This window comes from Mesorhizobium sp. M1342 (genome assembly GCF_040317955.1).
GTDB lineage: Bacteria > Pseudomonadota > Alphaproteobacteria > Rhizobiales > Rhizobiaceae > Mesorhizobium.
This window is the reverse complement of sequence record NZ_JAMYLI010000001.1, coordinates 293,657-317,239: the sequence shown is the minus strand read 5'-3', so window position 1 is coordinate 317,239 and position 23,583 is coordinate 293,657. Positions and strand designations below refer to the sequence as shown.

Here is a 23,583-nt window from a genome sequence, read left to right as displayed (position 1 = left end):
AAAACGCTTCTTTGATTCCAAGCATGTCGTTGTCCCAAAACCGCTGCGCACTTTTGGGCGACATGCATCACGGCGCGAAGATCGACCAGTTCATCATCCTGGCCAGCTTTTCCAGCGCGATCGACCCCAGCTTGGAGTTGCCGTTGGCATTGAGGCCCGGCGACCAGACGGCAAGCGACGCCACGCCCGGCACGATGCCCAATATGCCGCCGCCGACGCCGCTCTTGCCGGGAATGCCGACGCGGAAGGCGAAATCGCCGGAACCGTCATAGTGACCGCAGGTCAGCATCATCGCGCCGATGCGGCGCGCCCGTTCGGCCGACACCACGGAATGCCCGGTCGCCGGGTTCTTGCCGCCATTGGCGAGAAAACGGCCGGCGAGCGCCAATTGCCGGCAGCTCATGGCGATGGCGCAGTGGTGGAAGTAGACGCCCAGCGCCAGCTCCGGCGCGTGGTGGAGATTGCCGAAGGATTTCATGTAGTTGGCAAGCGCGAAGTTGCGATAGCCGGTGGCCCGTTCGGACGCCGCGACCTCGCGGTCGATGATAACAGTCTCGTCGTCGGCCAGGAACTGGATGAAGCGCAGGATCTCGCCGATCGCCTCGCGCGGCTGGTGGCCGGCAAGCAGGATGTCGGAAATGACGATGGCGCCGGCATTGATGAACGGATTGCGCGGAATGCCGTTCTCATGCTCGAGCTGCACGATCGAGTTGAACGGATTGCCTGACGGTTCGCGGCCGACCCGCTGCCACAGCGCGTCGCCGACATTGCCGAGCGCCAGTGTCAGGGTGAACACTTTCGAGATGCTCTGGATGGAAAAGGCCTGGTCGGCGTCCCCTGCCGTCAGCACGCGGCCGTCATTGGTGACCGCTGCGATGCCGAATTTCTTCGGATCGACCTTGCCCAACTGCGGAATGTAGGAAGCGACATCACCGCGATCGATGCGATCGGCCATTTCGGCGGCGACTTCGGCCAATGCCTGATCAAGTTTGGGGGCCTGATCAAGTTTGGAGGCCTGATCAAGTCTGAGGGGCTGTTCGAGTTCCGGCATGGTGCTACCTCAACCAGCGTTCGATGCGCGCCATTGCCTCGACCATGTCGTCGTGGCTGCCGGCATAGGAAAACCGCATCGTCCGGTGCCCAGCCTGAGTGTCGAAGTCGCGGCCGGGCGTTGCCGCCACATGCGCCTCAGCCAGCATCTTGCGTGCGAAGGCCATGCTGTCATTGGTATGCCTGGTGACGTCACAGAAGGCATAGAAGGCGCCGTCCATGGGCGCTGCCAGCGGAAAGCCGAGTTCCGGCAGGCGTTTCATCAAAAGCTCGCGATTCCAGGCGTAGCGGCCTTTTACCGCCTCCAGCTCCTCGGTCGCCCTGAACGCTTCGATCGCGGCGATCTGCGACAGTTCCGGCGGCGAGATGTAGAGGCTCTGGGCGACGCGCTCGACCGGCCGCACCAGCTCTTGCGGCAGCACCATCCAGCCGATGCGCCAGCCCGTCATGCAGTAATATTTGGAGAAGGAGTTGATCACCGTCACGTCGCCGCCATAGGCCAGCGCCGTGGTGTCGGGGGCGGCATAGGCCAGCCGGTGATAGATTTCGTCGGAGATGACGGCGATGCCGAGCTCTTGTGCCGTCCTCACCAGAACCGCCAGTTCATCGGCCGGTATGACCGCGCCGGTTGGATTGGCGGGGCTGGCGAAGAGAACGCCTTTCAGCGGCTTTTCACGATGCGCGGTCTCGAGATGGCCGGCATGCAGATAGGCGGCGTCGCCGAGCTCGATCTCGACCACCTCGATGCCGAGTGCGGCCATGATGTTGCGATAGGCGGGATAGCCGGGTGCCGCGATGGCGACCCGGTCACCCCCATCGAACATCGCCAGGAAGGCGAGGTTGAAGGCGGCCGACGATCCAGTGGTCACCGCGATCCGGCCGGGCTCGATATCAAGCCCGTAGTGATCGGCATAGTGTCCGGCGATCGCCTTGCGCAAACCTGCCAGTCCCAGCGCATCGGTGTAGCCGATGCGTCCATCCTGCAGCGCCTTGGCGGCTGCGGCGCGAACCAGAACCGGTGCGGGATCGGAGGGCTGGCCGACGGCCATCGAAACAACCGGCACGCCCTGGGACTTCAGCCGGTTTGCCTCTGCCAGAATGTCCATCGCATGGAAGGGCTCGACATTGCCACGGCGTGAGAGCGAAACGACCATTTAACCAGTATTCCCGATGACTGACGGCGCCACGCACTGGCGCATGTGCCGCACAAATGCCCGATTGATGTGAGGATCACAAGTTGAGGAAGTTTCCGGCGCCGACTTTTCATCTTTCGCCCGCTCGTCTACCAGTGGAGCCATCATGTTGAGCCGACCCAGATCGACGATTGCCCAGGCAGCGCGCGTCTTCGCGACGCTTTCGCTTGGCGTTGCCGTTGCAATGGCGAGCTCGGTCAGTGCCTTCGCCCAGAACGTGCCGGTGGTGCGCGACGCCGAGATCGAGGCGCTGGTGCGCGATTACGCGCGGCCGATCTTCAGGGCGGCCGGCCTGGCGAATGACGGCATCGACATCGTTCTGGTCAACGACCAGAGTTTCAACGCCTTCGTCACCGGGCGCCGGCTGTTCATCAACACCGGCGCGCTGATGACGGCTGAAACGCCCAACGAGATCATCGGCGTCATCGCGCACGAAGCCGGCCATATCGCCGGCGGCCACCAGCAGAAGCTGCGCGACCAACTCGAACGAGCCAAGACGATGGCCGTCATCGCGACATTGCTTGGCGCCGGCGCCATTGTCGCCGGTGCCACAACCAGCAGCCGCGGTCTCGCCGGCGCTGGCATGGGCGTGGCCGCTGGCGGCGGCGAGATGGCACAGCGCAGCATCCTCGCCTACCAGCGCACCGAGGAGATGACGGCCGACCGCTCGGCGATCACCTATCTCAATGCCACCGGCCAGTCCGGCATGGGCATGCTGAAGACATTCCGCCGCTTCCAGACCGCACTGTCGCTTTCGGGCGCCCAGGTCGATCCGTATCGGATCAGCCATCCGATGCCGCAGGACCGCATCGCCAATCTCGAAGTGCTGGTGAAACAGGACCCCAATGTCGACAGGCCGGACCCGCCCGCGCTGCAGCAGCGCCATGACATGATGCGGGTGAAGATCGCCGTCTACATGGAAGGCCAGGCGGCCGCGTCCCGGCTGATGCGAAAGATGCAAGGAACCCTCGCCGCGCAGTACGGCGACGCCCAGTCGACCTACCTGTTCGGCAACATCGCCGCCGCTCTCGCCAAGACCAATGCACTGATCAAAGCGCAGCCGAAAAATGCCTACTTCCAGGAACTGCGCGGCGACATCCTGATGAAAGCAAACAAACCCAAGGAAGCTGCGGACGCTTACGCCAAGGCGGTCAGCCTCGATTCGGCTCGGTCCGGTCTGCTGCCGGTGTCCGTGGGTCAGGCGCTGATGGCCGTCGGCACGCCCGACTCCCTCAAAAAAGCCGTCGTGCAGATCAACAATGGCCTCGGTCGCGACAAGGAAAATTCAGCCGGATATCGCTATCTGGCACAGGCCTATGGCGAGTTGGGCGACATATCCGGCGCTGAACTTGCCACCGCCGAAAGCCATTTTTATTCCGGCAGCTACAAGGATGCGAAGATTTTCGCCATGCGGGCGCAACAGCAGATGAAACGCGGCGAGCCGCGCTGGCTTCGCGCCCAGGATATCATAAACTACAGGCCGTCAACCAAGATCAAGTGAACCTTCCGGTCGCGCGCCACGACATAGCCAGACCGGAAAACAGGTAGAAGGAACAGGAACGATGAAAAAGGCACTGCTGCTGGGCACCACGGGGGTTGCGGTCGCCCTGGCCATGCTGGCTTTCGGATTCGTTGCCGGAAACCCGCAGATCGCCAAGGCCGGTACCGCGCAGCCGGTCGAGACGGCGGCGGCCAATACCAAGATCGACCGCACCGAGGTCGAAGGCATCATCCGCGACTATTTGTTGAAAAACCCGGAAGTCCTCCTGGAGGTCCAGGATGCGCTTGAGGCCAAGCAGAAGGAAGAGCAGCGCATCGCTCATCTCGGCGTGATCAAGGATGCCAAGGACCAGATCTTCAACTCCGCCTTCGACGGCGTCGTCGGCAATCCCAACGGCAAGGTCACCATCGTCGAGTTCTACGACTACAATTGCGGCTTCTGCAAACGCGCCATCGACGACATGCAGGCGCTGACCAAGACCGATCCGGACCTGCGTTTCGTGCTCAAGGAATTCCCCATCCTCGGACCGGATTCGCAGAAGGCGAGCGTGGTCTCGATGGCCTTCCACCTGATGCACCCGGAAAAGTACGGCGAGTTCCACAATGCGTTGCTCGGTGGCCAGGGGCGCGCCACCGAGGCGGCGGCCATGAAGGTCGCGCTATCGCTCGGTGCCGACGAAGCGGCGCTGCGCGAGAAGATGAAGGACCCGACAATCAACGAGGCCCTCGCCAAGACCTACGATCTTGCCAACAAGCTGGCGATCACCGGAACGCCGTCCTATGTCGTCGGCAACGAGGTGGTGTTCGGGGCGCTCGGGCAGGAAGTGCTGGCTGAAAAGATCGAGGCGGCGAAAGCCGCGCTCTGATCTTGCTCGCCAGCTATTTCTCACGGGCACATTTCCGCCTGTTGTGGACAGTGAAAGAACGCACTTGCGCTCTTTCCGCGGGCGGTTATGCCCATTATAGAGGGCCCAGCGCGCCGGCTTGATGACGGCGCCGGGAAAGGTCGGCTTTTTGAAAACGGTTTTCGTCCTGAACGGTCCCAATCTCAACGCGCTCGGCAAGCGCGAGCCGGGCATCTATGGCGGCAAGACGCTTGCCGCGATCGCCGACGACTGCAAGCAGGCAGGCACGGCGCTGGGGTTCGAGATCGATTTCCGCCAGTCGAACCATGAGGGCGACCTTGTCGACTGGATTCAGGAAGCCGGCGACAAGGCTGTCGGCATCGTCATCAATCCGGGCGCCTACAGCCACACCTCGATTGCCATCCATGACGCCATCCGCGCCGTCGCACCGTTGCCGGTGGCCGAAGTTCATCTTTCCAACATCCATGCGCGGGAACCATTCCGCCACGTCTCCATGGTCGCGCCGGTCGCCGTCGGCATGATCTGTGGCTTTGGGCCGCTCGGCTATACGCTGGCGCTACAGGCGCTGGCCGCACGCCTATGACCGGCCAACAAACAGAAGGCTCGAAAATGTCGATAAAGAAGACCGGTGTTGACCAGCAACTGATTCGCGATCTGGCGGGCATACTGAACGACACCAACCTCACCGAGATCGAGGTTGAACTGGGCGACCTGAAGGTGCGCGTCTCGCGGCAGGCGCCGGCTGTTCATGCAATCGCAGCGCCGCAGCAGGCCTATGCGCCGGCAGCAGCGCAAGCTGCCTCCGTAGCTCTGCCCGTTGTGGCAGATATTTCCAAGAACGCAGTCACCTCGCCGATGGTCGGCACGGCCTACCTGGCGCCGTCGCCGGACGCCAAGGCATTCATCGAAGTCGGCCAGAAGGTCAAGGAAGGCCAGACGCTGCTGATCATCGAAGCAATGAAGACGATGAACCAGATCCCCTCGCCACGCGCCGGCACGGTGACCGCGATCCTTTTCGAGGATTCGCAGCCGGTCGAATATGGCATGCCGCTCGTCGTGATCGAGTAGAGCGGGCCTGATGTTTCAGAAGATCCTCATCGCCAATCGCGGCGAAATCGCCCTCCGGGTGCTGCGCGCCTGCAAGGAACTCGGCATCCAGACGGTGGTGGTGCATTCGACCGCCGATGCCGACGCCATGCATGTGCGGCTCGCGGACGAGAGCGTCTGCATCGGTCCGCCGCCATCGCGCGACAGCTATCTCAACATCCATCAGATCGTTGCGGCCTGCGAAATCACCGGCGCCGACGCCGTGCATCCGGGCTACGGCTTCCTGTCGGAGAACGCCAAGTTCGCCGACATACTGGCCGCGCACAACATCACCTTCATCGGTCCGTCCGGCGACCATATCCGCATCATGGGCGACAAGATCGAGGCCAAGCGAACCGCCAAGCGCCTCGGCATTCCGGTTGTGCCCGGTTCGGACGGCGCCGTCACCGACCAGAAGGAAGCCAGGCGCATTGCCGCCGAGATCGGCTATCCCGTGATCATCAAGGCATCGGCCGGCGGTGGCGGGCGCGGTATGAAGGTCGCCCTCACCGAGGCTGACCTGGAGATCGCCCTGCAGACGGCGAGCACCGAAGCCGGTGCCGCCTTCGGCGACGATGCCGTTTATATTGAAAAATATCTGGAAAAGCCGCGCCATATCGAAGTCCAGGTGTTTGGTGACGGCTTTGGCCGCGGCGTGCATTTCGGCGAGCGCGACTGTTCCTTGCAGCGCCGCCACCAGAAGGTCTGGGAAGAGGCGCCCTCTCCCGCCCTCAATGCCGAAGAGCGCGCCCGCATCGGCGGCATCTGCGCCAAGGCGATCGCCGACCTCGGCTATTCCGGCGCCGGCACGATCGAGTTCCTCTACGAGAATGGCGAGTTCTACTTCATCGAGATGAACACGCGCCTGCAGGTCGAGCATCCGGTGACCGAAGCGATCACCGGCATCGATCTCGTGCACGAGCAGATCCGCGTCGCCTCCGGCGGCGGCCTCTCGGTGAAGCAGGAGGACATAAAGTTCAACGGCCACGCCATCGAATGCCGCATCAACGCCGAGGACCCGCGCACCTTCACCCCCTCGCCCGGCACGATCACCCATTTCCACACACCGGGCGGCCTGGGCATCCGCGTCGATTCCGGCGTCTATTCCGGCTACAAGATCCCGCCCTATTACGACAGCCTGATCGGCAAGCTGATCGTGCATGGGCGTAATCGCGTCGAGTGCATGATGCGCCTGCGCCGCGCCCTGGACGAGTTCGTCGTCGACGGTATCAAGACGACGCTGCCGCTGTTTCGCGATCTCGTCGGCAATGCCGACATCGCCAATGGCGATTATGACATCCACTGGCTGGAAAAATATCTGGCCAAGGAAGAGTAGCGCGGAGACGCGATGACCCGCCCCTACGCGCCCGGCTATCGCATCCCCACCGACCTGCTGCTCAAGGCCTACGCCTCGGGCGTCTTCCCAATGGCAGAAAGTGCCGGCGACCCGGAGGTGTTCTGGGTGCGGCCGGAGACTCGCGGCATCATCCCGCTCGATGGTTTTCACGCACCGAAGAGCCTGAGGAAAACGATCAAGAAGAACCCCTTCGACATCCGTTTCGATTTCGATTTCGAAGCCACGATCGACGGTTGCGCCGAGAAGCGGGTGGAACGGCGCTCGACCTGGATCAATGCGCCGATCCGCGAAGCCTATGTCGAGTTGCATCGGATAGGCCATTGTCATTCGGTCGAGGCGTGGCGCGAGGACCGGCTGGTCGGTGGCCTCTATGGCGTGTCGCTCGGCCGGGTGTTTTTTGGCGAGAGCATGTTCGCCAGGGAGACGGACGCTTCCAAGACCTGCCTTTTCTATCTCGTGGAGCGCTTGAAGGCACGCGGATTCGCGCTGCTCGATACGCAGTTCACCACCGAGCACCTCAAGCGCTTCGGCGCCGTCGACGTGCCGCGCGGCAAATATGAAAAGATGCTGGCCGACGCGCTGAAGGGCGAGGCCGTATTCTATCCCTGACGCCCAATTCTATCCCTGAAGATTGAGCCTACTTCCCAGTGGCGGCTTCCAATGGCGTCTGCGAATGGAACATCATCTTCCAGCCGTTGACGCGATGGACATAGCCGGTGCTGACCAGCGCGGCGTAAGGTTCGCCGTTCTCGCGTGTCGCATGTGCCTCGTAGGTCAGCATGATGATGTCGCTGCCCGGCTCGATAATACCCTTGAGGTCGATTTTCAGGTCGCGCCAGCGGTTGGGCTTGGTTGCGGTCTTGGCGAGATCCGCATTGTCCATCGCCTGTGCCATCTGCGGAAACGCCACCAAGCATTCGGTGTCGGCATTGGCCGCATAGTAGGCCGCGTCGCCCGTCCAGAATCCCTTTTCGAGTTCCAGCAACTCTGTCTTGCCGGCCGTGATCCGCTTGCTGTCTGACATCGGAAGATCCTCCCTGCGCATAAATGCGCGCTCATCCGTGCCCCAACGTATGGTGGCAAGGACGGTTCCGGAGGATCAGTTGGTGTCGGTCGTATCGGGGTCCGAAGCGTCCGGCTCCGTCACGCCAGGCTCTGTCACGTCCGGAGCGGTCGCGGCTTTCGGTTTGGCCGCGGCGGGCTTGGGCGCCTCGGCTTTGGTCGAGTCTGCCTTGGCGCCATCGGGCGCCGGCACATCCGACTTCTGCTTGCAAGCCTTCAGCCAGACGTCATAGACGGCATGCTCGACGGCATTGAGGCCGGGGCTTTCGGCAAACATCCAGCCGGTGAAGATGCGGCGGATCTTGCGGTCCAGCGTGATCTCGTCGACCTCGACGAAGGAATCTGTCTTCGGTTCTTCGGTCTGTGGCCGCGAATAGCAGACGCGCGGCGTCACCTGCAAAGCACCGAACTGCACCGTCTCGTCGATATAGACATCGAAGGTGATGATGCGGCCGGTGATCTTGTCGATACCGGCAAACTCGGCAACGGCGTTGGTAACCCGGTCCGATCCCGGGGCTGGCGCCGGCGCGGGGGCGGCGGGGGTCGGCGAAGCGGCAAACGCCGCGGTGCTGACGGCAAGACCGGCGGCTAGCGTCAGACCGCCCATCGATGTCAGGTTGAAAAAGCTCATGCAAGGATACCGGTGGTTCGCGCCCGGGTGATTCTGTCGATCGCCAAGGCTAGTCGCCGTTTTCTGATCAGCAAGCAGCTAAACACCAATTGTGGCGATAAAGCACCGGCCTGCACCCTACCATTACGACCCGGGCGTCCAGGCGTCGTAGTCGCCGGTAACCTGCGGACGATGCTGATTGGTCAGCACCGAGCCCTTCGGGCGATAGGCCGCCGGGCTGCCGGTCAGATTGGGCTGATGCGGCTTTTGCCAGTCGCGCGGCTTGTAGTCCTCGCTGGACGGCGCGACGTCGACGCGGTGGTGCATCCAGCCGTGCCAGCCGGGCGGTATCGCCGAAGCTTCCGAATAATTGCGGTAGATGACCCAGCGGCGCGTGCGGCCTTCCGAATCGATGCCGCCTTCGTAGTAGAAATTGCCGGTTTCGTCTTGGCCGACCTTCTTGCCGTACCGCCAGGTGTGCAGGCGCGTTCCAATCGTCTGGCTGTTCCACCAGGTGAAAAACTGCGTAAGGAAAGTCTTCATTTCAAAACCCTCGCGCCGGCAGCGCCCGTTTTCCTGCTTATGGCGTCAGGCCTTGCCGAAGGCAAGGCTTTTGCCACGGCGTGCGCGCAAATGGCTTGCCGGAAACCCGACACAAGCCTGTGATCCTGCCGGTCACTGCATGCACGCTTGCCAAGCCTTTACGGTATTTCTAAAGCTCTGCGCGCCCATGCCTGCATCCAGCCCGGCTTGAGGCCAAAGGAGGTGACGATTGGCCACGGAATTGCCGACCACCGACATTCGCATCAGCGCCGAGGCGATTCGCCACCGCAAGGGCGGCACGCCGATCGTTTGCCTGACCGCCTATACCTATCCCATCGCCCGTCTGCTCGATCACCATGTTGACCTGCTTCTGGTCGGCGACAGTGTCGCCATGGTCCTGCATGGCCACAAGACGACGCTGGGCGCCTCGCTGGAGATGATGATCGCACATGGGCAGGCCGTGATGCGCGGCTCGGCCAGGGCCTGCGTCGTCGTCGACCTGCCGGCCGGCAGCTATGAGGCAACGGCAGCGCAAGCCGTCGCCTCGGCGCGGCGGGTCGTCGACGAAACCGGCTGCCAGGCGGTGAAGCTCGAAGGCGGCCTCGACATGATCAGCCAGATCGAGGCCATCGCCGCCGCCGGCATTCCGGTCATGGGACATATCGGCCTGCAGCCGCAATCGGTGGAGAAGGATGGCGGCTACAAGATCAAAGGCCGCACCGAGGAGGCTGTTGCGGCATTGCTTCGCGATGCGCTTGCCGTCGAGAACGCCGGCGCTTTCTCGGTCGTCATCGAAGGCACGGTCGAGAGGGTCGCCGCCGAAATCACCCGCCGCATCGCCATTCCAACCATCGGCATCGGCGCCAGCGGCGACTGCGACGGCCAGATCCTGGTCATCGACGACATGGTCGGGCTGACCGTCGATCGCGTGCCGAAATTCGTCAAGGAATACGCGGATCTGCGCAGCGTGATCTCGCGTGCAGCTGAAAGCTACGCAGCCGAGGTGCGGGGCCGGACATTCCCCGGCCCCGGCCATGTCTTTTCGGCGACAAACAGCAGGGACGACGCATGAGCCAACCCGTCGTCGTCGACAGCGTGGCCGCACTTCGCGCGCAAATCCGGGACTGGCGGCGCGACGGCCTTCGTGTCGCCATGGTGCCGACCATGGGTGCTTTGCATGACGGACACATCTCGCTGGTCAGGATCGCGCTCCAAAAAGCCGAGCGCTGCGTCGTGTCGATCTTCGTCAATCCGACGCAGTTCGCGCCGAGCGAAGACCTCGACAAGTACCCGCGCCAACTCGCCCGCGACCTCGACCGGCTGGGCGCGGCAAAAGCCGACCTTGCCTTCACACCGACGGTTGGCGAGATGTATCCCGCCGGCTTCGCCACGAAAATCTCGGTCGGCGGCCCCTCCGCCGGGCTCGAATCGGACTTTCGGCCGACTTTTTTCGACGGCGTCGCCACCGTGGTGGCAAAGCTCCTCCTGCAGGCAACGCCCGACTGTGCGGTCTTCGGCGAGAAGGACTACCAGCAGCTTTGCGTGGTGAGGCAGCTCTGCCGCGACCTCGACCTGCCTGTCGAGATCATCGGCGCACCGACGATCCGCGACGCGCATGGTCTCGCCATGTCGTCACGCAACGCCTATCTCGATGAGGCCGAACTGAAGATCGCCCGCCAGCTCAACGTGATATTGCGCAATACGGCTGCGGCCCTGGCGGCAGGCGCCGGCCAGAGCGACGCAACCGAAGAGGCCAGCCGCGCCCTCATCGCCGCCGGCTTTCAGAAGGTCGACTATGTCGAGGCACGCCAAAGCCTGACGCTTGCGCCATGGCGTCGAAACCGCGAAGGGCGTCTTCTTGCGGCAGCATGGCTCGGCAAGACGAGGCTGATCGACAATGTGGAGGTTCCCGCTGCCTAGCGAGAAGGCTTCGGCCAGATAGACACGGGCCGCGACCAAGGTCGATGGTCCCGCACTCCCGGCGGATTGCCGCCGCGCCTAGCTCTCGCTCTTTTGTCCGCCGGCCCTGACGATCAGGTGTCCCGCCACGATCCCAACCACCCCGGCAAGGGCTTTCACCAATGCATCGATGAGGCGTGCATGGCGACCGGGATCAATGAGCTGAAGCAGTTCCAGCATGCCGGCGGTCACAGCCACAAAGATCACGACCTGATACAGTCGGTTGGGAAAGCCGATCGCCAGGGCGAAGCCCAGCAGGACATAAGCCAAGGCACGCTCGACATTCGCTTCAGCGAGGTGCGGCCGCATCTGGATCGGCGACAAGGTCGCGAAAATGATGATGGCGAGCAGCGCCAGCGCTGTAATGCGGGACAGTTTGGTCATGCCCTTGCATATCCGTCGTGAGCCGGCACAGCAAACGCCGCGATGACGCATGGCTTGATCGCTCTATTCATCCCGGTGGTCTATCCCAGCGGTTTCTCGAAACTCAGCGTCGTCGGCCTTGAGGTATCACGGGACTCTTCCGCGGCACTGACAGGCAAGAACCCTTTCGACCGATAGAAGGCGATGGCACCGCCATTGGCCTCCTCGACCTCGACGCGCAACGTTCGCGCTTCCGGGAAACTGGCTTCGACCTCGTCGAGCAGTGCTTGCCCGATCCCCCGCCGCTGACAGTCCGGATGGACGTAGAGCTGGTTCAACAGGATGATTTTCGCATCGGCGGTGGCGGCGGCGAAAGCCATGCCGCCGATCCGCTTGCCGTCATCGGCCACCAGGAATTCCGAGTTGGGCCGCGTCAGCCGCGAGCGGAGCGAAGCGATCGAGTGCCATTCGTCGGTGATCTCGGCGACTTTGGCAGCGCCATAAATGGCGTCATAGGTCGCATGCCACGTTTCCACCAGCAGCGTCCGCACAGCGGCAAGGTCGCGTTCACCTGCGGTGCGGACGAACACGGCGCTACTCGATGCCCAGCTTGGCCTTGACGAGGTCGTTGACGGCTTGCGGGTTGGCCTTGCCGCCGGTCGCCTTCATTACCTGGCCGACGAACCAGCCGGCCATGCTCGGCTTGGCGCGCGCCTGTTCGACCTTGTCAGGGTTGGCGGCGATAACGTCGTCGACGGCCTTCTCGATGGCGCCGGTGTCGGTGACCTGCTTCATGCCACGGCTCTCGACCAGTTGGCGCGGGTCGCCGCCCTCATTCCAGACGATCTCGAACAGGTCCTTGGCGATCTTGCCGGAGATGGTGCCATCCCTGATCAGATCGATGACCGCACCGAGCTGCTCGGGCGAAACCGGAGCGTTTTCAATGTCTTTTCCGGCCTTGTTCAATTGCCCGAGCAGATCGTTGATGACCCAATTGGCGGCAAGCTTGCCGTCGCGGCCGGCGGCCACCTTTTCGAAATAGTCGGCGATCGGCTTTTCCGAAACCAGGATCGAGGCGTCATAGACGGACAGGCCGAGCGACGCGATCAGCCGCGCCTTCTTGTCGTCCGGCAGTTCCGGCAATTCCTTGGCCAGCGCATCGACATAGGCCTGGTCGAATTCCAGCGGCAAAAGGTCGGGATCGGGGAAGTAGCGGTAATCATGCGCCTCTTCCTTGGAGCGCATCGAGCGCGTCTCGCCCTTGACGGCGTCGAACAGCCGCGTCTCCTGATCGATCTTGCCGCCATCCTCGAGGATGGCGATCTGCCTGCGCGCCTCGTAGTCGATGGCCTGGCCGATGAAGCGGATCGAGTTGACGTTCTTGATCTCGCACCGCGTGCCGAACTCGCCGCCCGGCTTGCGCACCGAAACGTTGACGTCGGCGCGCATCGAACCTTCGTCCATGTTGCCGTCGCAGGTGCCGAGATAGCGTACAATGGTGCGCAACTTGGTGACATAAGCCTTGGCTTCGTCGGCCGAGCGCATGTCCGGCTTGGAGACGATCTCCATCAGCGCCACGCCGGAGCGGTTGAGATCGACATAGGACATGGTCGCATGCTGGTCGTGCATCGACTTGCCGGCATCCTGCTCCAGATGCAGCCGCTCGATGCCGACCTCGATGTCCTCGAATTCGCCCTGGCGGTCCGGGCCCACCGAAACGATGACCGTGCCCTCGCCGACGATCGGCTGCTTGAACTGTGAAATCTGGTAGCCCTGCGGCAGGTCGGGATAAAAGTAGTTCTTCCGATCGAAGACCGACTTGTGGTTGATCTGCGCCTTCAGCCCCAGGCCGGTACGGATCGCCTGCTTGACGCATTCCTCGTTAATGACCGGCAGCATGCCCGGCATCGCCGCATCGACCAGGCTGACATTGGCGTTAGGCGGCGCGCCGAAGGCCGTCGAGGCGCCCGAAAACAGCTTTGCTTCCGAAGTGACCTGCGCATGGACCTCGAGGCCGATGATGATCTCCCAGTCGCCGGTTGCGCCGGGGATCAGGCGTTTTGCGTCAGGAGTACGGGTGTCGATAAGGGACATGGCGGCCTGCGAACTGGAATGATGGGAAGCTGCATTAATGCACATTCTGATTTGCAACTTCGCTAGTGCAAACCGCCAAAAGAGACAAGCGCAAAGCCACGGACTGGCCTTTTCAGCCGCGTTCGCCTATAGGACGCTCATTCCAATGGAGAGTGGATGTCCACTTACGCTCAGTCCCGGTAAGGCCCTGACCTCCTGGCGAGGCAGGGCAGAAAACCGAAACCCCGTGCCGCGAAGCTTCGCGGCGGCGGCATTTTTTGTTTTCCCGGAAAACTCTCACATGGACATTTCGCGCATAGAACAGCGCATCCTGCACCTGCTCGCGCAGGGTGGACGCATTGAAATCGAAAAGAACGAGAAAAAGCGGATCGCCTCCGTCAAATGCCTGACCCGCGACGGCTGGCATTATCCGGGCGTCGATCTCGATATGTTTCGAAAACTGAAGCGTAAGAAGGCGGTTTCTTCGTCGGGAGGCGGCCCTTACCGCATCACCCGGCGCGGGCTCGCGCTCGTCCGCTCCGAACTCGACAACAGGTAAACCACGGCTCCGCCGGTCGGTTCTCCGGCCGGCGGTTCGCCTCGCCGCTCAGGCGGTGGCGATATAGGCCCTGATCTCGTCGGCCTCGCGCTCGACATCCTCGATGCGGCGCTTGACCACATCGCCGATGGACACGATGCCATCGAGCATGCCGTCCTTCTCCACCGGCAGATGGCGGAAGCGGCCTCGGGTCATGATCTCCATCACCTCGTTGACGGTGTGATTCTCGTTGCAGATCTTCACCTTCGGCGTCATTGCCGAGCGCACGGCGATATCCAGCGCGGCTCCACCTTCGCGGGCGACAACCCGGACGATGTCGCGCTCTGACAGGATGCCGACGATCTTGCGATCGCCATTGGTGATGACCAGCGCACCGATCTTGTGCTCTGCCAGGATGCGGATGGCTTCGCTAAGCTTTTCGTTCGGCCCGAGCGTCAACACGTCATGGCCTTTTCTCTCGAGAATTGCCTTCACCGTCATGGCGTCCTCCTCTGCTTTGCCTGCCGGTTCCTGCCCTGACCGGCCTTCACGTAAGAGTGAACATCGTGCGCCGTGATCGGTTGCATTTCAAGTGCGGTGGTCGGTCGTCTCCCATTCAGGCGCCTGCCATCGCCTGTCGAACCAACGCAAGCCGAAGAAGCCCGCGAAAAAGCCGCCAATATGGGCCTCCCAGGCGATCTGACCATCTACCCCTGGGGCAAACCCGAGCAGGCCGGTGGCGAGATTGATGACCATCCACATGGCGAGGAAGATCACGACACCGCGCAAGCGCAATACGAATGCGATCGGCAGCACAGGGCCGGCGAAGGCGGCCTTGCCGGCCGAACGGTCGGTGCGGAAGCCGAAACGCGCCGCAGCCCCCATCATGCCTGATATCGCACCGGAAGCCCCGACCAGCGGCGCCTCACCATAAGGATGGATCGCCCAGAAAAGCGCGACCGAAGCCAACCCGGTTGCGGCAAAAAACAGCGCGAACCACAGCGTTCCCAGGCGGTTTGCCAATGGTGAACCAAACGCGGCGAGCCACACCATGTTGATGGCGATATGAGCAAAGCCGCCATGCATGAAGGCATAGGTGAAGGGCCGCGAAAACAGGAACCAGTCGAAGCCGTATTGCCCGGTGTAGAGAACGGGGATGAAGGCCCCGTCATACAGCAATGTCATCTGCTGGGATTCGCTCAACACATATTGCTGCAACAGGTAGACGACGACGCAGATGCCGATCACCGCCAACACGACGGGTGGGAGGTTGAACACCGGCTCGCGCCGTCGTCGCGGCGCGTCGTCCATCTGTTCCGTGTCCGAAGGGTTTACCGGTTCGTTCATGCGCATCTGGTCCAGGAATTCCTGCGCGTCCTTTAGAGCAAGGATGTCCGGGTTGGAACAATTCTGTTTTCTCAACAGCGAACGCCCGGCACCGCATCGTCTTCATTTGCTACGAAACCGAAAGGAAGCGAAGTGGAAATGCTCCGGGATTTGAAAAACTCGCAATGAGCGTTCTCGGAAGCGATGGGCCTCCCCCCTAGAATGCGGCCAATTTCAAAGGGGTCTCCACATGATCAAGCATATTCTTTCGCTGGCGGCAGCCGCCGGCATAGCCGGTCTCGCCACCGCGGCTTCGGCGCAGGGCATATCCGGCGCGCCGGCACCCTTCGATAAGGGCGGCGTCAAGATCGCCGTCGTCAGCTTCCTCGGCTCCGGTGACTGGCTCCAGGCATTCGAGGCCGGCGTGAAGCGCCAGGCCGATGCGCTCGGCATCGAGGCCAACATCTCGCAGGCGCGCAACGACATCAACACCGAGCGGCAGTTGATCCAGCAGGCGATCAATCTCGGCGTGCAAGGCATCATCATCAACAACGGCCAGCCAGAAGCCATCAAGGACGTCGCACAGGCAGCGCTTGACGCCGGCATTCCAGTGGTGGCCTACGACACCAACCTCGACAACCCCAAGATCCCGCAGGTCGAGCAGTCCGATGCCGACATGGCGCGCCTCGTGCTCGACCAGGCGGTCAAGGACCAGGGCGAGAAATTCGACGGCGGCGTCCTCTATGTCGCCGGCTTCGCACCGCTCGACCGCCGTTATGCGGTGTGGAAGGATTTCGGCAAGAAGTACCCAGGCATCAAGGAAGTCGCCACCTGGGGCGTGGTCAACGACACCGTTGCCGCTTCGGTCGCCGACCAGACCAAGGCTGTGCTCACCGCCAACCCGACGCTTTCGGTCGTCTTCGCCCCATGGGACGAGTTCGCCCGTGGCGTGAAGCTCGCCATCGACGAGCTTGGCGTGGCAGACAAGGTGAAGATCTACGGTGTCGATATCTCGACCTCGGACATCCAGGCCATCCTCGAACCGAATAGCCCGTGGGTGGCGACGGCGGCAACCAACCCGGCCGTCGTCGGCGAGGCTTCGGTGCGCGCGCTGGCCCAGCTGATCGCCGGACAGAATCCCGGCCATTCGGTGCTGATCCAGCCGACGCTCGTCACCAGAAAGGACCTCGTCGACAACAACATCAAGACGATCGAGGACCTGCAGGCGAAATTCCCGGCCTTCAAGGACAGCGATGCCGCAAAGGCACCGTGGATCCCGGCGACGAATTGAGCTTCAGCGCCTTCACAAAATCAGCGATCCAAACAATCATCCCCCGGCCTGCTGGGGGATGATTGCGCCTGCCTCCGCCACACCACCCGCTGCGACAGGCAAAGTACGCCGGACCGACCTTTTGAAAGACAATTATGGTTTCTGTCCCCACCCCCGACTATTCCAGGAACATGCGCCTGATCGGTCATTCCGACCAAGGCGGGCGGCCGGACGGATTGCAGGTGATGGTGCATCGCGGCTTCGCCTATGTCGCGCATCCCTGGTCACAAGGCTTTTCCATCATCGATGTACGGGATCCCAAGAATCCGGGCGGGACGGTGTTCGTGCCCGCGCTGCCGAATACCTGGACCATCCATCTGCAGACGCATGAGGATCTGCTGTTGGTCGTCCATGCACGCGATCTGTTCGCCGACGCCGCTTTCGCGTTCGACGAGAAGGTCTACTACACCCAGTCGATCGGCGAGACGATCGGCACCGCGTCTGGTTCGGGCGCGGCGCGGACCTGGTCGGCCGGCATGGCCGTCTATGACATCTCGAAGCCGACGCAGCCTCGCCAGATCGGCTTCTTCCCGGTCGACGGCATCGGCATCCACCGCATCTGGTACGTCGGCGGGCGCTACGCCTACGTATCGGCGCTTCTCGACGGCTACAGCGACTACATCCTGCTGACGGTCGACCTTCAGGACCCGGCACGGCCAGTCGAGGCCGGTCGCTGGTGGATTCCAGGAATGCATCTTGCCGGCGGCGAGACACCCGGCTGGCCCGACGGCCGCCGCTATGCGTTGCATCATGCGGTCGTCGAGGGTGATACCGCCTATGCCTGCTGGCGCGACGGCGGGTTGACCGTCCTCGATGTCGCCGACCCTGCCCTGCCGAGGCTGATCAGCCACAGGAACTGGTCGCCGCCCTATGGTGGCGGCACCCATTCGGCGCTGCCGCTGCTCAAACGCGGCTTGCTCGTTGTCGCCGACGAGGCCGTGCTCGACCATGAGGAGGATGGGCGCAAGCTCACCTGGATCTTCGACATACGCGATCCGGCGAACCCGATTTCGATCTCGACCCTGCCGACCCCGGACGAGACCGATTACACCGCCAAGGGCGGACATTTCGGTCCGCACAATCTGCACGAGAACCGGCCGGGCAGCTTTGTGTCAGACACCCTGATCTTTGCAACCTACCAGAATGCCGGCGTGCGCGTTTTCGACATCTCCGATCCCTATCGCCCAAAGGAGACCGGGGCGCTGGTGCCGCCGGCTCCCAGCCGCATGGTCGACAAACGTCCGAATCGGCCGCAAGTGATCCAGTCGACCGACGTATTCGTCGACGCCAACGGCATCGTCTATTCGCCGGATTACAATGCCGGACTGGCGATCATGGAATATGGCGGCTGACAATTACGACCGTGCCCCGTTGGCTTGCTTGCCTTTCCCAGTTCCCGCTCAACCTGTAACCGGCTGAACCAATTGTCCCTCACCGCCGCCCCCATTGCCGTCGCTGTCGCCGGGATCGAAAAATCCTTTGGCCCGACGCGCGCGCTCGCTGGAGCCGATCTTACCGTGGCAGCCGGGGAGGTCGTGGCGCTGATGGGCGCCAATGGCGCCGGCAAATCGACTCTGGTGAAAATCCTTTCAGGCTCGCATGTACCCGACGCCGGAACGATCACCCTGGGCGGCGGGATCGTCGCCCTCGCCTCGCCCAGCGCCGCCAAGGCCGCCGGCATCGCGACCGTCCATCAGGCGACGGATCAGGCGGGGGCTGCCGGACTGACGGTCGCGGAGAATCTTCTGCTCGATGAACTTTGCCAGCCGGGCGAGCGCTTCTTCGTCTCGGCCCGGTCGATCCGCAGGCGTGCGCGCGCCATCGCGGCGCTGATCGATCTCGACCTGCCGCTCGACCGCGACTTCATCGACCTGCGGCCGGCGGAGCGGCAATTGATCGCCATCGCCCGCGCCGTCGCGGCCAAGGCCTCCGTTCTAATCCTCGACGAGCCGACATCCAGCCTCTCGGCCACGGAAGCGGACCGGCTTTTCGCCATCATCCGGCGGCTGCGCGCGGGCGGCATGGCAATCCTCTACATCTCGCACAGGCTGGGCGACCTTGCCGCCATCGCCGACCGCGCCGTGGTCATGCGCGGCGGTCGCATCGTCGGCGCCTTTGCCAAACCGATCGATTTCCCGGCCGCCGTTGCGGCCATGATCGGGCGGACGCTGGAAGCCGCCACCCATGACGGCAAGATTTCGGCGGCCCCAATCATCGCCTCCATCAAGGGTGCGCAACTGATTCCCGGTGCGAGGCCTTTCGATCTCGATCTGCGCTCCGGCGAGGTCGTCGCTCTGACCGGCACGCTTGGCTCTGGCAAGAGCCGGCTGTTGCGCGCGCTTTTTGGTCTGGAAACGCTGGCGCAAGGCAGCTTCGTGCTCGATGGAAAACCGTGGCTTTCCAACGGGCCGGCGCGATCGATCGAAAACGGCGTCTTCATGGTCGCCGAGGACCGCTGGGCATCGTCGCTGCTACCGCCCGAGGTTCCCGGCGCCTCGATTGCCGGTACTATCGCCCTGCCGCATCTGCGGCGCTGGTTTCCGGACGGCCTGCTGCGGGTCGCGCGCGAGCGCAAGGTTGCCGCCGAGGCGATCGCCCGGCTCGGCATCAAGGCGCGCGGCCCCGATGACACGCTCGACGAGCTTTCCGGCGGCAACCAGCAGAAGGTCGTGCTCGCCCGCTGGCAGGCGGCACCTTGCCGGCTGCTGCTGCTCGACGAGCCCTTCCAGGGTGTCGACGTCGGGGCGCGTGCCGACCTGATCTCCGCAATCCGCAACAGCCAAAGCGGTTCCGCCACGCTGATCGCGACCAGCGACACCGAAGAGGCGCTGGAGGTTGCCGACCGCATCCTCGTCATGCGCGATCACTCCCTTCACGAGGCCGGTGACGGCCATGGCCCGCTGACCGACCAGATCGGCAAGGTCGAGAGCGAAAAGGCCGGAGAGCATCGATGACGAACCCGACGACGGTCCAGCAGGCCGCCCCGCGCACATCGCTTTTCCGCGAAACGCGCCGTTACGCGCTGTTCGTGCTGCTGGCACTGATGGTGATCGGCTTCTGGTACGCGCAGCCCGCCTTCATCCGCTCGGCCAACCTGTTCTCCATCCTGCAGGCGGTTTCGGTCGTGGCGATCCTCGGCGTCGGGGTCTCGATCACGATGTCGGCCGACGGCTTCGATCTCTCGGTGGGCAGCATCGCCGCCTCGTCGGTGATGGCGGCAAGCTATGCCATGGTCGTATGGCAGCTGGATGCGGCCCAGACCATGGGTCTGGTCTTGCTGATGGGCGCCTTCATAGGCCTCCTGAACGGACTGCTGATTGTCCGCATCGGCGTCCCCGATCTTCTCGCCACGCTGGCGACAATGTTCCTGCTCGCCGGCCTGCAGCTGATCCCGACCGGCGGCCGCTCCATCACCGCCGGCATGGTGCTGCCCGACGGCTCGTCCGTTCCCGGTGCTTACGATCCGGCTTTCCTGATCCTCGGCCGGTCACGGCTCTTCGACACCGTACCCCTGTCTGTCGTGGTCATGGCGGTGGTCGCCATCCTCGCCTGGTTCCTGATGGAGCGTACGCGCTGGGGACGCGTCTTCTATGCGATCGGCGGCAACGAAACGGCCGCGCATCTATCCGGCGCGCCGACCAAGGCATATCGACTCTGGGCCTATATCCTGTCCGGCACGCTTGCTTCGTTGGGAGGGCTGATCGTCGCTTCGCGTGTCGGCCGCGGCGACGTCTCGGCCGGCAACTCGCTCCTGCTCGATGCGGTGGCGGCCTCGCTGATCGGCTATGCCGTGCTCGACAAGCGTCGCCCGCATGTGATCGGCACGGTGGCCGGCGCAATTTTCGTCGGCGTCCTCCTGAACGGCCTCACCATGCTGAACGCGCCCTACTACACGCAGGACTTCGTCAAGGGTGTCGTGTTGGTTGGCGCTCTGGCGCTGACCTTCGGCCCGGGGAAGAAGCGATAGTTCACACCAGCCGACCACGGAACGCAGATTTTTCGTCGCATAGCGATCGGACGATGCCGCCTTAGCGACCGCCGGGATGGTTGCCAGCACTTGTCGGCAGGTAGAAATACACGCCCGCCGTTAACCCCGAATCGCCTGGCGCGAATCAAAAAAGAAGCCGTTCAAGGTTTCCCCTGAACGGCTGGTCGAGCCCCCTGCTCCCCTAAAACTCTGACTGAAGTGCTGCCGATCGTCGCGAAACGACCGCTTCTGGAGTGGTTTTTGTGTGCCACGGGGCTCGCTTCGACGCAACGTAAACCACTTGTTAACCTTAACGGCCCCGACCCGTGAACAAGTGTTAACGACGCTGGCACGCTTCCTGCTCCGCAACGCATGTAGGTCATCGGAGGGCGCCCTTCTGTTCACCGATGGGACATCAGACGACAGAATGCGCGGAGCAGCATAGCATGAACCAGAATGGATCGATCACGCTGTTCCAATATTGGAACCGTCTGCGTGACGGACGCCCTGCCCCGAAGCGTTCAGAGGTCGAGCCGGCCGACATCAAGTCGCTGCTGGCCGACACCTTTATCCTGGAACGTGACACGCGCGGACAGGCCGTGTTCCGGCTCGCCGGCACCAGGCTTTGCGCCTGCTACGGCCGAGAACTCAAGGGGTTTTCCTTTCCATCGCTGTGGCGTGAGAAGGATCAACGGCTCATCTCGCGGCTGATCCACGGCGTCTTCGAGCAGAAGTCGGTCGTGCTCATCAGCTATGAGGGCTTCAGCCGCAACGGGCGCTCCAACAAGTTCGAACTGCTTGCCCTGCCGCTTGACGGCGGCGTCGAAAATCCACGCTGCCTGGGCGTCATCAGCGCCGTGGAGAAGCCCTTCTGGCTGGGTGCCGACCCGATCACCGACGCGTTGATCGATTCGATCCGCGTCATAGATCCGGAGAAGGAGCTCCTCAACAACCGTCCGGCGATCGATGTTCCCTCGCTCGTTCCCGATGAACTTGGAGCACCCGAGACGATCTCGGCGCTCGGCCGGGCGCGCCGCATCCGCCATCTCGTCGTCTTCGATGGCGGGCGCGAGGAATAGTCCGTTTGCGGCCTGATGCACGTCGCCCAAAACCGCGCCGCTGTTTTGGCACCACGGCCTGCAAAAAGGAAACCTTGGAGCGCCCGCTTTTTCCCTTTGTTAACCCGCTTTGTTGTACTTCTCTGATGAAGTTCCTCGCATCGGCGCGCGGGATGCCAAACGGGGTGTAGGCAGTCATGAGGTCAGCGGCGGTCGACTATGCGCCGTCCCAAGCTGAAAGGCGTAACTTTCAGCGCGTCCGGGTCAAAATCTACGGACGCTTCATGCTGGAAGACCGCACCGAACACCCCTGCCAGGTCGTCGACATGTCACCGGGCAACGTCGCGTTTCGCACCGACCGCATCGGCATGCCCGGCGAAAAAATCATTGCCTACATCGATCATATCGGCCGCATCGAAGGTGTCGTCACGCGCACCTTGCAGGACGGTTTCGCGATGACCGTCATCGCGTCGGATCGCAAGAAGGACAAGCTGGCCGCGCAATTGACCTGGCTCGCCAACAAGCATGAACTCGACCTGCCGGAAGATCGCCGCCACGAGCGCGTCGCGCCGCGCAATCCGACCAGCGTGCTGCAGCTCACCGACGGTCGCCAGTACCAGTGCCGTATCATCGACCTTTCGCTCTCCGGCGCCGCGGTCGAGATCGACGTCAAGCCGGCGATCGGCATCCAGGTTATGCTTGGCACCATGCGCGGGCAGGTCGTGCGTCATTTCGAGGACGGCGTCGCCATCGAATTCGCTGTGATCCAGCGCCCCGAAACGCTCGATTCCGAATTCAACACGCCACGCACCTGAGCAGGCCCGACAGCGACACTCCAGGAAACCGGCCCTTGTGGCCGGTTTTTTGTTTTCGACGCCATGACCGGCATGCTTAGGCCACTTTAGGCGGGGCTTGGAGCCCTCCGCGCGCCGAGATGGCGCCTCAAGATCCAAACGAATTAATACTCAAATGATTCAAATTTTACGTTTATTCTACTGGAGTTTTACTCAATATCTACTTCGCGCTTTTGCGTCAAATAAATCCACATGTGGCAATGTCTCCTTCGAACGGGGAGACTACAACAATGAAGAAAACGAGGGGCAAGCTGTTGCTGGTGGCAATGGCGATGCAGCTTTCCGCTTGGGGATCAGCATATGCCGCGGGACCGGCCTATATGCACACCGGCGGACGCACCACCCAGCCTGTTGGTCATTATGAGTTCTGCCAGCGCAGTCCTGGCGAATGCAGCGAACGGACCCCGAAGGGTGCGCCGATCGAACTGACCCGCAAACTGTGGGCGACGATCGTCAACGTCAACAATTCGGTCAACACCCGCATCAAGCCGCGCACCGACATGGAAAACTACGGTGTCGAGGAATATTGGGCCTATCCGGCCAATGGCTATGGCGATTGCGAGGATTACGCGCTGGAAAAGCGCCGCGAGTTGATGGATGCGGGCATGCCGGCCGGCAATTTGCTGATGACGGTGGCGCGCCAGCCGAATGGCGACGGCCACGCGGTGCTGACAGTGCGCACCAGCCTCGGAGAATTCATCCTCGACAATCTCGAGACCAAGGTCCTGTCCTGGACGGACACCGACTACACCTATCTCAAGCGCCAGTCGGACCAGAATTCCGGCGTTTGGGTGACGATCAATGACGGCCGCTCCGACGCGGTCGCCAGCGTCCGCTAGAACAGAGCT

Annotated in this window: 26 protein-coding genes; 16 read left to right on the top strand and 10 right to left on the bottom strand. The window is 62.7% G+C overall.

The annotated features are described in order from the left end of the window. Window positions 1-67: 67 nt before the first annotated feature. Both NKH06_RS01565 and NKH06_RS01560 read right to left on the bottom strand, forming a co-directional pair. On the bottom strand, window positions 68-1,051 hold the full coding sequence (locus tag NKH06_RS01565) for a glutaminase (RefSeq protein ID WP_050592706.1): 984 nt from the start codon (window positions 1,049-1,051) through the stop codon (window positions 68-70). Window positions 1,052-1,055: 4 nt separating this feature from the next. Beyond that, window positions 1,056-2,204: a pyridoxal phosphate-dependent aminotransferase gene (locus NKH06_RS01560; protein WP_023812129.1), complete on the bottom strand. Its 1,149-nt coding sequence runs from the start codon at window positions 2,202-2,204 to the stop codon at window positions 1,056-1,058. Between the two features lie 145 nt (window positions 2,205-2,349). Here NKH06_RS01560 and NKH06_RS01555 point away from each other — a divergent pair, with 145 nt between their 5' ends. The 6 genes from NKH06_RS01555 (at window position 2,350) to aat (ending at window position 7,661) form a co-directional block, all read left to right on the top strand. Then, entirely contained in the window at window positions 2,350-3,744 is a 1,395-nt protein-coding gene (locus NKH06_RS01555) for a M48 family metalloprotease (RefSeq protein ID WP_023812130.1), read from the top strand. A 61-nt stretch (window positions 3,745-3,805) separates the two neighbouring features. Beyond that, window positions 3,806-4,609 (top strand): DsbA family protein, encoded by an 804-nt coding sequence (locus tag NKH06_RS01550; RefSeq protein WP_352439930.1) that lies wholly within the window; start codon window positions 3,806-3,808, stop codon window positions 4,607-4,609. 148 nt (window positions 4,610-4,757) lie between these two features. Next, a complete protein-coding gene (gene aroQ, locus NKH06_RS01545) occupies window positions 4,758-5,192 on the top strand; it encodes a type II 3-dehydroquinate dehydratase (protein ID WP_013531359.1) in 435 nt (144 codons plus the stop codon). A 26-nt stretch (window positions 5,193-5,218) separates the two neighbouring features. Beyond that, window positions 5,219-5,677: an acetyl-CoA carboxylase biotin carboxyl carrier protein gene (gene accB, locus NKH06_RS01540; RefSeq protein ID WP_023812132.1), complete on the top strand. Its 459-nt coding sequence runs from the start codon at window positions 5,219-5,221 to the stop codon at window positions 5,675-5,677. Window positions 5,678-5,687: 10 nt separating this feature from the next. Beyond that, entirely contained in the window at window positions 5,688-7,031 is a 1,344-nt protein-coding gene (accC, locus tag NKH06_RS01535; protein ID WP_023812133.1) for an acetyl-CoA carboxylase biotin carboxylase subunit, read from the top strand. Between the two features lie 12 nt (window positions 7,032-7,043). Then, entirely contained in the window at window positions 7,044-7,661 is a 618-nt protein-coding gene (gene aat, locus NKH06_RS01530; protein ID WP_023812134.1) for a leucyl/phenylalanyl-tRNA--protein transferase, read from the top strand. A 28-nt stretch (window positions 7,662-7,689) separates the two neighbouring features. Here the strand turns inward: aat and NKH06_RS01525 are convergent, their stop codons facing one another. The 3 genes from NKH06_RS01525 to NKH06_RS01515 all read right to left on the bottom strand — a co-directional run bounded on the left by NKH06_RS01525 (window position 7,690) and on the right by NKH06_RS01515 (window position 9,267). After that, window positions 7,690-8,076 carry a hypothetical protein gene (locus NKH06_RS01525; protein ID WP_023812135.1) on the bottom strand — a complete coding sequence of 129 codons (387 nt, stop codon included), beginning with the start codon at window positions 8,074-8,076 and terminating at the stop codon, window positions 7,690-7,692. A 75-nt stretch (window positions 8,077-8,151) separates the two neighbouring features. Beyond that, window positions 8,152-8,745, bottom strand: a complete 594-nt coding sequence (locus NKH06_RS01520; RefSeq protein WP_023812136.1) for a DUF2155 domain-containing protein — start codon at window positions 8,743-8,745, stop codon at window positions 8,152-8,154. 123 nt (window positions 8,746-8,868) lie between these two features. Then, complete coding sequence (locus NKH06_RS01515) at window positions 8,869-9,267, bottom strand: NADH:ubiquinone oxidoreductase subunit NDUFA12 (protein ID WP_013531353.1); 399 nt, start codon at window positions 9,265-9,267, stop codon at window positions 8,869-8,871. A 229-nt stretch (window positions 9,268-9,496) separates the two neighbouring features. Between NKH06_RS01515 and panB the strand changes: the two genes are divergently transcribed. Further along, entirely contained in the window at window positions 9,497-10,339 is an 843-nt protein-coding gene (gene panB, locus NKH06_RS01510) for a 3-methyl-2-oxobutanoate hydroxymethyltransferase (protein WP_023812137.1), read from the top strand. Beyond that, window positions 10,336-11,187, top strand: a complete 852-nt coding sequence (gene panC, locus NKH06_RS01505) for a pantoate--beta-alanine ligase (protein ID WP_352439929.1) — start codon at window positions 10,336-10,338, stop codon at window positions 11,185-11,187. Before panB ends, panC begins: the two co-directional genes overlap by 4 nt. A 78-nt stretch (window positions 11,188-11,265) precedes the next feature. Here the strand turns inward: panC and NKH06_RS01500 are convergent, their stop codons facing one another. From NKH06_RS01500 to gatB, 3 genes are read right to left on the bottom strand one after another with little or no spacing between them, the layout of a single operon-like run. Then, complete coding sequence (locus tag NKH06_RS01500; RefSeq protein WP_245465083.1) at window positions 11,266-11,661, bottom strand: VanZ family protein; 396 nt, start codon at window positions 11,659-11,661, stop codon at window positions 11,266-11,268. A 29-nt stretch (window positions 11,662-11,690) separates the two neighbouring features. Beyond that, entirely contained in the window at window positions 11,691-12,179 is a 489-nt protein-coding gene (locus tag NKH06_RS01495) for a GNAT family N-acetyltransferase (protein WP_023812140.1), read from the bottom strand. 4 nt (window positions 12,180-12,183) lie between these two features. Then, the gene (gene gatB, locus NKH06_RS01490) at window positions 12,184-13,683 is read right to left on the bottom strand and encodes an Asp-tRNA(Asn)/Glu-tRNA(Gln) amidotransferase subunit GatB (RefSeq protein ID WP_128304038.1); all 1,500 of its coding nucleotides are present in this window, start codon (window positions 13,681-13,683) and stop codon (window positions 12,184-12,186) included. Window positions 13,684-13,963: 280 nt separating this feature from the next. On the opposite strand from gatB, the gene NKH06_RS01485 reads away from it, so the two are divergent. Continuing rightward, the gene (locus NKH06_RS01485; RefSeq protein WP_128304037.1) at window positions 13,964-14,221 is read left to right on the top strand and encodes a YjhX family toxin; all 258 of its coding nucleotides are present in this window, start codon (window positions 13,964-13,966) and stop codon (window positions 14,219-14,221) included. 48 nt (window positions 14,222-14,269) lie between these two features. Here the strand turns inward: NKH06_RS01485 and NKH06_RS01480 are convergent, their stop codons facing one another. Both NKH06_RS01480 and NKH06_RS01475 read right to left on the bottom strand, forming a co-directional pair. Next, window positions 14,270-14,701, bottom strand: a complete 432-nt coding sequence (locus tag NKH06_RS01480) for a CBS domain-containing protein (RefSeq protein ID WP_023812142.1) — start codon at window positions 14,699-14,701, stop codon at window positions 14,270-14,272. 87 nt (window positions 14,702-14,788) lie between these two features. Further along, the gene (locus NKH06_RS01475; RefSeq protein WP_023812143.1) at window positions 14,789-15,547 is read right to left on the bottom strand and encodes a rhomboid family intramembrane serine protease; all 759 of its coding nucleotides are present in this window, start codon (window positions 15,545-15,547) and stop codon (window positions 14,789-14,791) included. A gap of 229 nt (window positions 15,548-15,776) precedes the next feature. Here NKH06_RS01475 and NKH06_RS01470 point away from each other — a divergent pair, with 229 nt between their 5' ends. The 7 genes from NKH06_RS01470 (at window position 15,777) to NKH06_RS01440 (ending at window position 23,574) form a co-directional block, all read left to right on the top strand. After that, a complete protein-coding gene (locus NKH06_RS01470; RefSeq protein ID WP_023812144.1) occupies window positions 15,777-16,817 on the top strand; it encodes a substrate-binding domain-containing protein in 1,041 nt (346 codons plus the stop codon). A gap of 134 nt (window positions 16,818-16,951) precedes the next feature. After that, window positions 16,952-18,208, top strand: coding sequence for an LVIVD repeat-containing protein (locus NKH06_RS01465; RefSeq protein WP_023812145.1), 1,257 nt, complete (start codon window positions 16,952-16,954; stop codon window positions 18,206-18,208). A 72-nt stretch (window positions 18,209-18,280) separates the two neighbouring features. Beyond that, window positions 18,281-19,810, top strand: a complete 1,530-nt coding sequence (locus NKH06_RS01460; protein WP_352629426.1) for a sugar ABC transporter ATP-binding protein — start codon at window positions 18,281-18,283, stop codon at window positions 19,808-19,810. Then, entirely contained in the window at window positions 19,807-20,823 is a 1,017-nt protein-coding gene (locus NKH06_RS01455; RefSeq protein ID WP_023812147.1) for an ABC transporter permease, read from the top strand. The genes NKH06_RS01460 and NKH06_RS01455 overlap by 4 nt, the downstream gene beginning before the upstream one ends. A gap of 446 nt (window positions 20,824-21,269) precedes the next feature. Beyond that, the gene (locus tag NKH06_RS01450; protein ID WP_352891942.1) at window positions 21,270-21,902 is read left to right on the top strand and encodes a PAS domain-containing protein; all 633 of its coding nucleotides are present in this window, start codon (window positions 21,270-21,272) and stop codon (window positions 21,900-21,902) included. 176 nt (window positions 21,903-22,078) lie between these two features. After that, complete coding sequence (locus NKH06_RS01445) at window positions 22,079-22,696, top strand: PilZ domain-containing protein (protein ID WP_023812149.1); 618 nt, start codon at window positions 22,079-22,081, stop codon at window positions 22,694-22,696. A 269-nt stretch (window positions 22,697-22,965) separates the two neighbouring features. After that, entirely contained in the window at window positions 22,966-23,574 is a 609-nt protein-coding gene (locus NKH06_RS01440) for a transglutaminase-like cysteine peptidase (RefSeq protein ID WP_352439927.1), read from the top strand. The last annotated feature ends 9 nt before the right edge of the window (window positions 23,575-23,583 follow it).